This is a genomic window from Arthrobacter sp. TmtSoilC79 (assembly GCF_059739405.1).
This window is the reverse complement of sequence record NZ_AP046051.1, coordinates 1,110,376-1,123,405: the sequence shown is the minus strand read 5'-3', so window position 1 is coordinate 1,123,405 and position 13,030 is coordinate 1,110,376. Positions and strand designations below refer to the sequence as shown.

The 13,030-nt window shown below is 61.0% G+C and carries 10 protein-coding genes; 7 read left to right on the top strand and 3 right to left on the bottom strand.

Going from position 1 to position 13,030, the window contains the following annotated elements:
* Positions 1-81 precede the first annotated feature (81 nt).
* The 3 genes from AC6JA3_RS05250 to AC6JA3_RS05240 all read left to right on the top strand — a co-directional run bounded on the left by AC6JA3_RS05250 (position 82) and on the right by AC6JA3_RS05240 (position 4,972).
* Complete coding sequence (locus AC6JA3_RS05250) at positions 82-1,755, top strand: alkaline phosphatase D family protein (protein ID WP_347782760.1); 1,674 nt, start codon at positions 82-84, stop codon at positions 1,753-1,755.
* Between the two features lie 193 nt (positions 1,756-1,948).
* Positions 1,949-3,025 (top strand): LCP family protein, encoded by a 1,077-nt coding sequence (locus tag AC6JA3_RS05245; RefSeq protein ID WP_347782759.1) that lies wholly within the window; start codon positions 1,949-1,951, stop codon positions 3,023-3,025.
* Between the two features lie 483 nt (positions 3,026-3,508).
* On the top strand, positions 3,509-4,972 hold the full coding sequence (locus tag AC6JA3_RS05240) for a sugar transferase (protein ID WP_347782758.1): 1,464 nt from the start codon (positions 3,509-3,511) through the stop codon (positions 4,970-4,972).
* Positions 4,973-5,029: 57 nt separating this feature from the next.
* On the opposite strand, the gene AC6JA3_RS05235 is transcribed toward AC6JA3_RS05240, so the two are convergent.
* Positions 5,030-6,430 carry an O-antigen ligase family protein gene (locus AC6JA3_RS05235; protein WP_347782757.1) on the bottom strand — a complete coding sequence of 467 codons (1,401 nt, stop codon included), beginning with the start codon at positions 6,428-6,430 and terminating at the stop codon, positions 5,030-5,032.
* 115 nt (positions 6,431-6,545) lie between these two features.
* The gene (locus tag AC6JA3_RS05230; protein ID WP_347782756.1) at positions 6,546-7,655 is read right to left on the bottom strand and encodes a nucleotidyltransferase family protein; all 1,110 of its coding nucleotides are present in this window, start codon (positions 7,653-7,655) and stop codon (positions 6,546-6,548) included.
* A gap of 375 nt (positions 7,656-8,030) precedes the next feature.
* On the opposite strand from AC6JA3_RS05230, the gene AC6JA3_RS05225 reads away from it, so the two are divergent.
* Genes AC6JA3_RS05225 through AC6JA3_RS05210 form a run of 4 tightly spaced genes read left to right on the top strand, consistent with a single transcriptional unit; the run spans position 8,031 to position 12,317 of the window.
* Positions 8,031-9,089 (top strand): glycosyltransferase, encoded by a 1,059-nt coding sequence (locus tag AC6JA3_RS05225; protein ID WP_347782755.1) that lies wholly within the window; start codon positions 8,031-8,033, stop codon positions 9,087-9,089.
* Positions 9,086-10,129 carry a glycosyltransferase family 4 protein gene (locus AC6JA3_RS05220; protein WP_497919933.1) on the top strand — a complete coding sequence of 348 codons (1,044 nt, stop codon included), beginning with the start codon at positions 9,086-9,088 and terminating at the stop codon, positions 10,127-10,129. Before AC6JA3_RS05225 ends, AC6JA3_RS05220 begins: the two co-directional genes overlap by 4 nt.
* Positions 10,126-11,184, top strand: coding sequence for a polysaccharide pyruvyl transferase family protein (locus AC6JA3_RS05215; protein WP_497919932.1), 1,059 nt, complete (start codon positions 10,126-10,128; stop codon positions 11,182-11,184). Before AC6JA3_RS05220 ends, AC6JA3_RS05215 begins: the two co-directional genes overlap by 4 nt.
* Positions 11,181-12,317 (top strand): hypothetical protein, encoded by a 1,137-nt coding sequence (locus AC6JA3_RS05210; protein WP_347782752.1) that lies wholly within the window; start codon positions 11,181-11,183, stop codon positions 12,315-12,317. The genes AC6JA3_RS05215 and AC6JA3_RS05210 overlap by 4 nt, the downstream gene beginning before the upstream one ends.
* 9 nt (positions 12,318-12,326) lie before the next feature.
* On the opposite strand, the gene lepB is transcribed toward AC6JA3_RS05210, so the two are convergent.
* Positions 12,327-13,028, bottom strand: coding sequence for a signal peptidase I (gene lepB, locus AC6JA3_RS05205; protein WP_347782751.1), 702 nt, complete (start codon positions 13,026-13,028; stop codon positions 12,327-12,329).
* Positions 13,029-13,030 lie beyond the last annotated feature (2 nt).

Sequence of the window (13,030 nt, the reverse complement as noted above, 5' to 3'; positions counted from 1 at the left end):
AGCGGACGTTTTCAGTCAAGGTCCGGCGCCCTTTACCTCAACCTCACTCTCCGTTTACCACCGCGAAGAAGAGTGGACCGCATGACTGACCTCACCCGCCGCACCCTCGTCAAGACGTCCCTCGCCGGCCTGGCCCTGACCGGCCTTGCCACCAGCGCGGCCCCTGCATCCGCCGCTATCAGCGCCCCCTCGGCTGTGCCCCTGGTCCGCAAACGCCTGACGCTCCCCACCGGGCTGGCCACGGGGGACGTCACCACCGACTCCGCCGTGCTCTGGTCCCGCGCCTCCGGCCCGGGCCGGCTTACCGCCACCCTCCAGGCCGTGGATGAAGCCGGGGACATCCTGCGCGGACGCTACGGTTTCAACCGGACCATCCGCGGCCCGCTGGCTACCGAAGCCAGCGATTTCACTGCCAAAATCCACGCCACCGGTCTCCCCTCCGGCACCCGGTTCGCGTTGGAGCTGAACTTCGAGGATGAAAACGGAGCCGGCGAGGCCGTCCGTGGCACGTTCATCACAGCGCCCGGATCCCCCCGGGGAAAGTACGACGGCGGCACTGAAGACGGGCGCGGAGGCGGCAGGTCGTCGTCGTCCGCGCAGTCCTTCGTCTGGACCGGCGACACCGCCGGCCAAGGCTGGGGCATCAACGAGGAACTGGGCGGAATGCGCGACTACAAGGCCATGCACGACACCCGGCCCGACTTCTTCATCCATTCAGGCGACACCATCTACGCCGACGGACCGATCACCGCCACTGTCACTGAAAAGGACGGCCAGGTGTGGCGGAACATCGTCACCGAAGAAGTCAGCAAGGTGGCCGAAACACTCAAGGAATACCGCGGCCGCCACCGCTACAACTCCCTTGACGCCAACATGCGCGCCATGTTCGCCGACGTTCCTGTGATTGCGCAGTGGGATGACCACGAGACCACCAACAACTGGTACCCCGGCGAAATACTGGACGACCCCCGCTACACCGAAAGAAACGTCAACGTCCTGGCCGCGCGCGGACGCCAGGCGTGGCAGGAGAACATGCCGATCGCCGACGCCGCGGCGCTCTGGCGCCCGGGAAAGTTCGACGCCGGCCAGTACCAGCCTGCCCGCATCTACCGGAAGATCTCCCGCGGCCCGCAGTTGGACATCTTCTGCCTGGACATGCGGACGTTCAAGTCACCCAACACCGACGGCAAGGAACCCTACGCCACCAGCATCCTGGGCCAGGAGCAAGTGGACTGGTTGATCAAGGAAGTGCGGAAGTCCAAGGCAACCTGGAAAGTGATCGCCGCAGACCTCCCGCTGGGTATCATCGTCCCCGACGGCGCCGTGAACCAGGAAAGCCTGTCCAACCGTGATCCCGGCGCTCCCCTGGGCCGCGAATTGGAGATCGCTGGAGTGCTTTCGGCGTTCAAGAAGTTCGGCGTGAAGAACACAGTGTGGCTGACGGCAGACGTCCACTACTGCGCCGCCCACCACTACTCCCCCGAAAGGGCTTCCTTCACGGATTTCGACCCCTTCTGGGAATTCGTGGCCGGACCGATCAACGCCGGCTCCTTCGGACCAAACGAGATGGATGGAACGTTCGGGCCTGAGGTCCTCTTTGCCAAGGCCGGGCGCTTCCCTGGCGAATCACCGCGCGATGGAGAGAACCAGTACTTCGGGCACGTGGACCTGGCCGCGGACGGCACGTTTACCGTGAGCCTCCGCAATGCCAAGGGTGCGGTGTTGTATTCAAAAGCACTTACTCCGCAGGCCTGAGCAGGGAATATTCCTTTGGGTGGGCCCCGGACGAATGCTGATTGTCCGGGGCCGGGACCGCATTAGGCTCAACCAATAGGGTAATTTGCCGGGAAGTGGGATCAGGGTCCAGCTGTGCCAATACATTCCAGCTGAGGCCCCGGGTTTGGCACTTGATAGAATCAACATTGCTGATGCCGACACCTAGGAACACATGACTCTCCCCACTGATACTGACAATTCCCCTGAGGTGTCCCCTTCCGGACATCGGAAAAGTGGCAAAAAGACCGCACGGAACGTCCTGATTGGATTCGCCGCCGCGGTACTGGTGATCGGCCTTGTTGCAGGTGCCTATGTATTCAACCTGGCACAGACCTTCAACTCCGGGACTACCAAGATCGATGTCGCATTCCCGGACGAGTCCACCCGCCCCCAAAAGACCGAACCCATCAACGGCACAGCTGCAATGAATATCCTCGTGATGGGCAGTGATACCCGGGGGTCCTCCGAAGTGGACGTGGAAACCGACGCTTCCACCGATCAACGGGCCGACACCCTGATGCTGGTGCATATCCCCGCTGACCGGAAGAACGTTTATGCCGTGTCCCTGATGCGGGATCTCTGGGTGGATATCCCCGGGAAGGGCGAGTCCAAAATCAATGCCGCCCTTGCCTATGGCGGCGTCCCGCTGATGGTCCAGACGGTGGAATCCCTCTTCCAGCAACGCATAGACCATGTGGCCATGGTGGACTTCGAGGGCTTCAAAGGCCTGACAGACGCCCTGGGCGGAGTGGAAATCGATGTCAAAATCCCGTTCTCGCCCAACTCCGGCCCCATGAAGGGGCACGTGTACGCGGCAGGCAAACAGACCTTCAATGGCGACGAGGCCCTCGCCTTTGTCCGCGAACGTAAATCCTTCAGCGACGGGGACTACCAGCGGGTGCGCAACCAGCAGGCCTATCTCAAAGCGATCATCAGCAAGACCATCGCCCGGGAGACCCTGACCAATCCGGTCACCGTCAACAACATGGTTTCCTCAGTATCACCGTTCATCAGCGTAGATAAGAGCCTGGACGCTGCCGCGATTGGAAGCCTCGCGCTAGGCATGAAGGATCTCCGGGCCTCCGATACCGTGATGTTCACCCTCCCCACGCTGGGAACGGGCACCTCAGCTGACGGACAGTCCATTGTGGTGACGGACACCAACGCGATCTCCGAAATCGCAACTGCCCTGTCAAAGGACCAGTTGGGCCAGTATGTGACGGCTCACGGGCTCGAAAAGGGCAACTGAGCCCTCACGGGCCGGGGTGCCGCGGGGTTGCTCCAGGCACTGTCGTTGCCCATCAGCCAAGTTTGCGCGCAAATTACTAAAGTTTGCGCGAAATGGATCGGCGAGACCCTATAGCCCCGGATAAATGGTCCGAATTGCACGTCAGCCAATTTATCAGCAGCCTTGGATTGCGCAATTAGTAGGTCTTTCTGCGCATAATGGATCTTGGCAGCAGCCTTGCAGTCGAGATTCAGATGCGAATCGACCATTACCAATTCGCCTAATTTGGGATGCCTCTGGCGCCCCTTTACGATTACCTTTGAAACGTCAAGTCACACCATCAGGTGTTCCGGGCGTCTTTGGTTTCATTCGCTCCATTGGGGCGTTGGGGGTATGGCTATGGGGGCTGAATCGTGATTAAAACCGTTGTGCTGTGGAACGAGATATCGCGGTCAGCCGCAAGGCAGCCCGGCAATACGACCCTGCAATTCCAGGGCTAACCCCATGACCACCTTTGTCTCCGCCACTCGCGAAGTCGCTTTTGCTCCAGGCTCTACGTGGCTGCGTGCCCAAAGCATCAAGATGAGATTCCTTGATCTCGCCTGCATTGTCATCGCGGTGGGTGGGGCCCACCTGCTCCGATTCGGCACTGCTGATGTCACCGTTGCCGGCGGGGACACTGAGTTGTCCTACACAACTTTGTCCGTCGTCCTGATCCTGACCTGGACGGCCGCGCTGGAGTTCGGCGGGACGAGGGACCCCAAGGTCCTTGGCACAGGCAGTGACGAATACAAACGCGTGGCCGTTTCATCCCTGTGGTTGTTTGGATGTTTGGCCGTGGTCTCCTACGTCTTTCAACTGCAAACAGCCCGGGGATACGTCTCAGTGGCACTCCCCCTGGGCGTCATTCTCCTTCTAACGGTCCGCTTCGCTCAACGCCGGAGCCTGCACCGGAGCCGGCTCGAAGGACAGAATCTTCACAAGGTCCTCCTGATCGGTGCGCCGAACAACGTCAACCACCTCTCAGACAAGCTGAACCAGCACATCGTTTCCGGTTACAAGCCAGTGGCAGCCTTGCTCTCCGATTCAGTGTCGACTGCCGCCACCAATTTGCCCGTGCTTGGCTCCTCTCCTAGCGTGGACATGGTCCTGAGCTCCATCGACCAGACCGGAGCGGACACAGTGGCGGTCTGCGGCGGAGCACACCTTGACCCCGCCTTCCTGCGGCAGCTGGGCTGGGCACTTTCCGCCCGCGATATCGGGATGATCGTGGCCCCGGCCCTCACGGATATCTCCGGCCCCCGAATTCACATGCAGCCCGTTGCGGGACTCCCACTGATCCACGTCACCACGCCAAAACTCAGTGGGATGAAGGCCTTCGCCAAGCGGGCCCTGGACGTATGCCTCTCGTCGATGTTGCTTCTGCTGCTGGCTGTACCCATGCTGGTGATCGCCATCCTGGTCAAACTGGACAGCCCGGGTTCTGCCTTCTTCTTCCAGGAACGGATCGGCAAAGGCGGCCAGTCCTTCAAAATGATCAAGTTCCGCTCCATGCGCAACAACGCAGAGACTTTGCTGGAGGCGTTCCAAGCCCAAAGCCAGGACAGCGTGATCTTCTTCAAGATGAAGGACGATCCCCGGGTCACCCGTTTGGGCGCGTGGATCCGTCGCTACTCCATCGATGAACTGCCGCAGCTCCTCAACGTTCTCAACGGCACCATGAGCCTGGTTGGTCCACGGCCGCAGGTGGCCCGCGAAGTGGAGATGTATGACTTTGCCTCCGTCAGGCGGCTTTTGGTCAAGCCGGGCATGACGGGGCTGTGGCAGGTCAGCGGACGCAATGACCTTTCACTGGAAGAGTCCATCCGCCTGGATCTTTACTACGTGGAGAACTGGTCCTTGGCCCAGGACATCGTCATCCTCTTCAGGACTGCCAAGGCAGTGGTCGGCAAAGACGGCGCCTACTGATCTTGCGGTTGAGCCGCAGTATCAGAGCGGCACCGCAACTGTGATTGACCTGCCCTGTCAGCGCGGCACCGCAGCTGCGGTTGCCCCGTCCAGCCGGGCTTGTGACGCTGCTTCCGATGGTTCCGCTGGTTCTTTCGGCTCGGGGTCGTCAGCCGCCAGTAATGCGAAGAAGGTCCAGATCGGCAGGAACGTCCATGACGACTGCGTGGACACCCCAAGGGCAGTGAACACAGCCAACATGCCCATCAAGGACGCATTCCTGAGGTTCCGCCACAGAAGGACCACGATCAGGAGTCCAAAGGCGATCAGAGCGACGTATCCCAGCTCAGCGGCTACGTGTGCGTAAGCGTTCTCCGCAATGGGACGCGTCTGGTCCGTTGAATAGATCCATGGCAGCTGACGGCCGCTGACGTATTGATCAAAATATGCACCATAGCGCCCTGGGCCCACACCGAAAATTGGATTGTCCGCGCTCATGTCAAAAGAGATCTGGGACTTTACGCCACGCAGGTTCAGTGACGTTGTGGCGTACTGGTAGTCGGGTGCGAATTCCGTAAACCCTACCTTTGCCAACTGCCTGCCCAAGGTGGTCCGCAAGCTGTCCGAAAAAAGCAGTGCCAAAACCCCAACAAGTGCCGTTGCAACCAAAGGAATCACCACTTTGGAAAACTTGAGTATCACCATCAAGGCAATTCCAACGGCGAGGCCTGCATAGGCCGTGGTTGATTGGGAATACAAGATTGACAGTGCCGCCACCACCGCAGCCAGGTAGCTCTTGTTGTAAAGGGCCACCAGAATTGCAGCCCCGGCAAAAAAGCCCAGGTGCTGCCCCTCCAGGAATGGACCCGACCGAAGTGTCTCCACGGTGTCATCCACGCCCAGGGTCCGGAAGCCAAGGACCCCGATAAGCTGCGTATTTCCGGACAACGCTGAGGCCCACTGCAACAGCACTGCCAGTCCGCAGAGCCAGATCGATGCGACAACCGCCCGCACGGTCTTACGGCGATCCACGTGCCGGAGGACCGACCAGTAACACAAGGCCAGGAGCGCGTAGCCGCTATAGAGCAGGAGGTCGGTTTCGTAACCCCTGTCATAGCCCACCGATCTGAGGCCGCCACTGCCCGGGGTGAGGTTGACCAGCGCAGAGAACACGGTGGCAATGGCGAGAACGGCCACAGCCACACTCGCGAGGTCCCGTTTTCTCCTGGCGGTCCTCCGGCCCAGCACATAAGTGGCTATGCCAAGGACCCCCAAGATTTCACTGATCTTAAGCGGGAAGCCCACGGGAACGGTCAACGCGTACTGAAAGGGCATGAAGAGAACGCTGAGCAGCATGAGGCGTTGGAACCAGGGGCCTGTGGCCAGCACCGCCCGCAGGGACTGGGGCCTTGTGCGGGACATCACCGCAGGCTTCCCCTCGGAGGCTTCCACCTCCTGGAGCATGCTCTTTCTGCTCAAGGTACCCACACCTTGGCTGGCCTGATTCCCCATACAAACGCCCCCGATTTTCGTCGGCCCCCATGGCCGATCATCTGCACTTCATTCCAGCAATTTTCATGCTCTTAGCCCTCGCCTACCTGCGGAAGAGCTTCGCAATCCGGCGGAACCGCGCGCCTATGAGACTTGGCGTAGAGCGTCCTGCCCGGTCGTCGGACGCTGCCAGGACCTCTGCTTGGGGCCACACTGCCCTCCGGATGAAAAGCAGGCGTTCTTCGCTTGGGAGGGACCTGAAAATCATCCAATAGGCCCGCCACCAGCCTTTGCTTTCGCGCCACTTCCAGTTCAAGGGAACCTCGTGGTCAACCCGAAACAATGCCGCCGGAAACGCGAGTCGAAGGGCTGGCTCAAGGACGGCCGAAGCCTTAACGCTGTTGGCAAACTCCAGCGCTCCTTCGCCGGCGAGCCGCAGTTTCCCGGCATGCTCCTCAGCTCCAACCGCCGGTTTCCCGTGCCTGGCCTCCGGCCGCAGATCGTGGAGTGCGAAGATGACTGCGTGTGCAGGAAGATCGGGCGTCATCATGGGAACCCCCGCAAAGAGGGTGGTTTGTGAACGTTCCATCACCTTCGCGAAAACTGCCGGGTCCTCATCTGCGCACCCGGGGATGTGGCGATGTACGTCCAGTTCACAGCCCCACGTTCCGGGTTCAAGTGCCACTGAGTGGTTGAAGGAGAGACCGGACCACTGGTCCGTCCTTCCGTTCCAGCCCCACGCTTCGAGCGCTGAACAGAGAATCTGCAGGCGTGCGGGATCAGCCCAAACATCCACGTCACCGGAGTGCTCCCTCTCCCGCAAACCTTGGCGGTGAAGCAGGGGACCTTTGATGGAGACAACGTCAACGCCGTTCTCGCGCGCCACGCTGGCAACCAATGAGTAGACCATTTCGTGGACAGGCGAGGACATCCATGGCGGGCTGAGTTCACGTACTCGCGCTGGATGCCCAGGATCACTGGACGCGATGCCGGCCTCGGCGAACTCACGGACCAAGTCCTGCTCACCGGCATCGAGGGCTGCATCAGGCACTGGGCCTTCCAGGAGTTTCCGCCAAAGGATGGCTGGTGTGCCGGCCAAGCCTATGGGTTCGGAAGGCACGACTGCCAAAAGCATCAGTTCGACGTCCGTCTGGTTTTCATGCCAGCCGCGAAGGTCCAGCGCGCCGTATGCGACAGCTACCCAGCTCGTCATTCGCCGCCCTCCCCTGGGACCCCTGTGAACGGCGTGGAACAGCTCAGATTCCCGCACGCATCTGCAATTTTCAGTCCTGATAAATCTACCGCAATTCCCTCGGGCAAATTAATCAGTGCGCTTACGGTAAACAATCCACACATGGCCGATTATGGCGCGTGATCAGTTATCCTTGATTTTGGTCAACACCAGACAGGCTCCGTTGTGACTACCTCCCTCTAATCAAAATTCGGGTGAGGCACTGCCACGAGCCGGGAGTGTACATCTGATGCGCCGATGAATGGGGGAGCGTGGCAATCGTGGAATACTGGCGGGGGTTTATTGCCGGCTCGGTAGAGAACAAATCAACACCGCGTTCACACGGGCAGGTGCAGGTTGCTGGCTGCTGATTCCAACAGGATTCTTCATGTGGTGGACCGCATCGAAGGCGGCGTGCCAAAAGCTGTGCGCACTTACATCGAAAACAGCCCTAAAGAGTTCACCCACAAGGTTTTGTCGCCTTTTCAACAAGGGCAACCTGCCCCTGTGTGGCAGGGACTGGACGTCGGCCATCATGATTTAGGCTCGGGACTCTTCACACGCATTGCCAGGGTTGGCTCCACCGTCAAACTGCTGAGGCCGCAGGTTGTCCACGCCCACTCAAGCTTCTCCGGGTTCTACACCCGTATCCGCCGCACAGCGGCCCCTGTGGTTTACGAACCTCACTGCTTCAAACACGACGATCCCCACACCTCAACGGTGAAGCGTGCACTCTATCGAGGTGTCGAGAAGCTCCTGGCCCGGAGGACTTGGAAATTCGGGACGTTGTCGTCCCACGAAGAGAATCTGGTCCGCGCCCTCCGCCCGGAAGCCACGTGCATTGCCATCCCGAACCTGCCTACCGTTGCCACCCGTTCCGAAGGGCTGGAACCACAGACCGGGCAGGGCGTACCGGTAATTTCCATGGTGGGAAGAATCGCCCGGCAAAAGGACCCGGCATTCTTCACTGATGTTGCCGCTGCCCTTCGAAGCCAGGTTCCCTCCATCCGCTTCCAGTGGATAGGTGACGGCGATCCCCAACTCCGAAGACACCTCGAGCAGGCAGGGATAGAGGTGACGGGCTGGATCGACAATCCGGGAGTGGCTAAGTTCCTGGCGTCCAGCACTGTCTACGTCCATACCGCCGCCTATGAGGGCTTCCCCCTGAGTGTTCTCGACGCAGCGGCCCAGGGCGTTCCCATTGCAGCGCGCAGGATCAACGCCTTGGACGGTTCGGGCCTCATGCAAGCGGAGGACGCGGACGGCGTGGCCGGCCTTGTTATTGCCATCCTGGACCACCCCGAAACAAAAGAGCTGGCGCTGGCGGCAAACCGCAGCTTGCTGGCCCGCATGAATCGTTCAACCCTGCACACTGCGCTTCGTGACCTCTATGACCTGAAAGGGCCTGATCGTTGAACCGACTCAAGCAAGTGTCGTTCCCCTCCCGGATTCTCTCCCGCCACGTAGGCGGGAACACCACCTATGCACGGGAAATCGCCAAAGGGCTTGAGCTCAGGGGCGTCGAGATCAGCCAACTCAGGTCCTCCAAGCGTGCGGCGCTGACTGCCCTCATGGAGACCTGGCAGGGTCTCACGGTGCCCGCAAAGCCAGGCTTGGTGCTGCACTACAGTGCTGACACCGGCCCTTTGCTGCCTACCCGCGCCCCCTCGGTGGTGACCGTCCACGGCGTCGCCAGCCGCTGGATCACGACGGCCAGGTCAGCGCAGCAGGAAAGAATCTGGCGAACCCGGGTACAGCGGGCCATCCGCTCAACCGATGCAGTCATCACTGTCTCCCAGTCCAGCGCAGACGATGTCGCCCAGGTGTTCGGGATGGATCCGGCACTCATCACGACGATTCCCCACGGCATCGATACGGATTACTTTGCCCGGCCTCGGGCCCTCGGGGAACGGCTTCAACATCTTCGGTCCACCCCCTATGTCCTGTACCTCGGAAACATAGAACCCCGGAAAAACCTGATCGAACTTGTCCGGGCGTTCGCACTCCCCGGACTGAAGGAGCTGGGGGTGAAGCTGGTGATCGCGGGAAAGCCGGCGTGGAACGCCACTGAACCCATGGCGGCAATCGAGTCTGCCGGAATCGAATATCTGGGTTTTGTCGACGATGACGAGCGGGTAGCGCTCATGCAGCATGCCGCACTCTTTGCGTTCCCCAGCCTCTATGAGGGTTTCGGTTTCCCCGTTCTCGAAGCATTGGCCTCCGGAACCCCGGTCATCTGTTCGGACCGGGGGTCCCTGAACGAAGTTGCTGGTCCGTCGCTCTTGTTCGAGGACACCGATGCTGAATCAATCGCCCGTGGCATTGCAGGGGCCCTCGGCAGTTCCGCATCAACAGAGCAGGCCCGCGCGGCCGGCCTCGCCTGGGCACGGCGATTCAGCTGGGATGCCAGCGTTGAGGCGCATACCGCGGTTTACGAGAAGGTGTTGCAGCGATGAAGGTCCTGATTCTCCACGGCTACAGCGCCGACAACATTGGCGACGGCATGCTGGTCACCGAAGCAATCGAACTCATCAACTCGACGTTCCCCGCCGAGCCCATCGACCTCACACTGTGTGCCTCGGATCCCGAAAGTTTTGATCTCCCGGGTGTATCGCTGCGCCGAAGCAAGCCGAGCCTCCGGGGCTATGACCGCGACTATTTGGCCACCCTGGGAAGCCTTGGCAGCTTCGACCTCATTGTGGGCGTTGGCGGTGGATACCTCCGCGGCGGTAACTGCATTGAGCTTGCCAAAGCACTGTTGGTCCATGGCGTGCAGCTGCGGGCGGCGAGCCGCCACGGGGCGAAAGTTGTTTACCTTCCGCAGAGCATCGGTCCCCTGCGACTGGCCAGCGCCCCTTGGTTCCGGCGGCATTTGGGCCGCCTCAGCCGCGTCTGGGCACGCGATGACCGCACCGTCCAGGAGCTCAGGCTACCGACCGTCGTCGGGCGTGTGCCCGACATGGCAGTCCTTCGCGTTCCGGCGCGGACCACACATTCAGTGGAACCTACTCCCGTATATTCGGTCCGGAACCTCCGCGGCGGCCTTCCCGCGCCGATCGTTGAGCTGGCGGGCTTGCTCGGATCGTTCGACGGATACGTGCAAAGCCAGACCGGCGGAAACCAGGACCTCTCCCCCATGCAGAGCCTCGAACCGCAGCGGATCCTCAGCCGCGGGGACTTGCTGGAGGGCACATCCGCCAAGCGGGTAGTAGTAGCCGTGCGGTTGCATGCTGCCCTCATGGCCTTGCAAGCGGGCCATTACGTTGTTCATCTGTCCTATGAGCGAAAAGGTTTTGCGGCGTTCGAGGATCTGGGGCTCAAAGACTTCGTCCACAACGCCTTCGCCTTTGATCCGGACACTGTGCACACCCAGGTTGAACGCCTGTTGACCGATGAGGCTGCCCGCACGGAATACGACGCAGAGATCAACCGTGCCGCCGCAAACACGGGCGAGGCCTACACGGCCCTGGGTGAGAGCCTTCACAATGCCGTCCAGGGCATCAAAGCATGACCACTGCTACGGCCACCCGGAGCAGCGTGCTCCAATCGTTGGTCATGGTCGCGTCAGGAGCTGTCACAGCGATCGTTCCTGCAGCATTCCAAGCAGTTGCAGCCAGGCTGTTCGCCCTTGAAGGACAGGCACATATAGCCCTGATCCTCAGCATCGGTTCCTTTTGCGCCGGTGTCATCGCGGCAGGTCTCCTGGAACCACGGATGGCCGATTCGCAATTGGCCGAGAAGACCTACATCCCGGTGTGGGCTACGGTCCTGGGCGTCGCGGGAACGCTGGCGATGATGATTTTCCCAAGCTCCATTGCAGCCTTGGCCTTTGGTTTGCCGTGCGCCATGGTGGCCCTGCAGATAGGCCGGATGCATGCTGCCTACACGGCCGGGTGGAAGATGGAGGCGTTGACTGCCACCGCGCTGCTCCTTGGCGCCGGAACCGCCTTGATCCTTGCACTACACGATTCACCGTGGGCCGTCGCGGTCCTGGGCGCATCCATGGCAGCCGCGATCGCAATCCGCGCCCTGAAAACCCCGTATAAAGCATTGGGCCGGCCACGGTTTGCGCCAACGGCCTGGATCACCCTTGAGACCGCTATGGTCGCCCTGGTTCCGTTGGGGATCGTAGCAACCGTGTACCTCCTTCAGCGGGATGAGGAAGCTGTTGCCCTCAAAGCCACCATCACAGTCCTCGGCGCGCTACAACCCATCCTGGGGTACATGCGGACGCGGCTGCTCGGAGCGGAATCCAAGAGTCTCGCCTTGGGCATGTCCGCCCTCAGCATCGTGGCCATTGCGCTCATTCTGGTCCTGGAAGTCCTTGGCGTCTTCCAGGCATTGTTCGGCTCCGCGTGGAATGTGGTGACACTCGGCGCTCTATCACTGGCCTGCCTCTGGAAACTGGTCAGCATCCCGGGGACGCTGCCCTTCACGTACCTGCGGCGGGCCGGGATGGTGGGCCAGGTCTTCTGGATTCGGATCGTGTCTTCGTTGTTGTATCTCGCGGTCAGCGTGGCTTTGATTCTCTGGAGCGACTCCCTGGCGGTGCTTTTCCTGGGGCTTACCGTCGTGGAGTCCGTAACGGGCCTGTTGCTGTACGCGCGGTACCGCTCGGTCTCAAGGGAAACCCGGGCCGCCTGACGCCTGGCCTTACTCCGGTGGTCCCCACGTGTCGAAGGGAAAGACCCGCCAGTCCACCCGCCCCGTGATTTCCCCCCGATGGACAGTCCTGACGCAGTCGGCAGCGACTGCCGGATTCCTGCAGGCTGCAACGGAGTCTTCCGAGTTTGACCGGTGGTCACCCAACACCAGGTATTGGTCCTCGCCGAGGAGCAGCGGCTCAAAGCAGCGGGGCGACTTTACCGCCGTCGAGCAGTCAAGTGAGCCCGGGTGCAACGGAAAATCCTGATAAACATACGGTTCTCCGATGACGTCACCATTGACCATGACCGAGCCGGCGGCGTCGCAGCATTCAACCGTGTCACCAGGCACCCCGATGATCCGTTTGACCAAATACTCCGTGTTGCCCGGGCCGATGCCGGTCAGTTCACCGAACCAGCCCACACTGCTGCGCAGGAAGCTGCGGTCAGGTGCCGGCCCCCAGCTTGGCGGCTTGCTGAAGACAACCACGTCCCCGCGTTCGGGGGCTGCAGCGAAGTAGGCGGTCCGGTTCACCAACACGCGGTCGCCCACGTTGAGGGTTTGCTCCATGGAGCCTGTGGGCACATGGTAGATCTTCACCAGGAAGCCTTGGACCAGTGCCACCAGGATCAACGCCAGCAGTGCGTGGCTCCACGGTGAACGGAGCAATCGACGACGCCGGCGGGCAGCTTGCGTAGTAACGGGCGCCATTG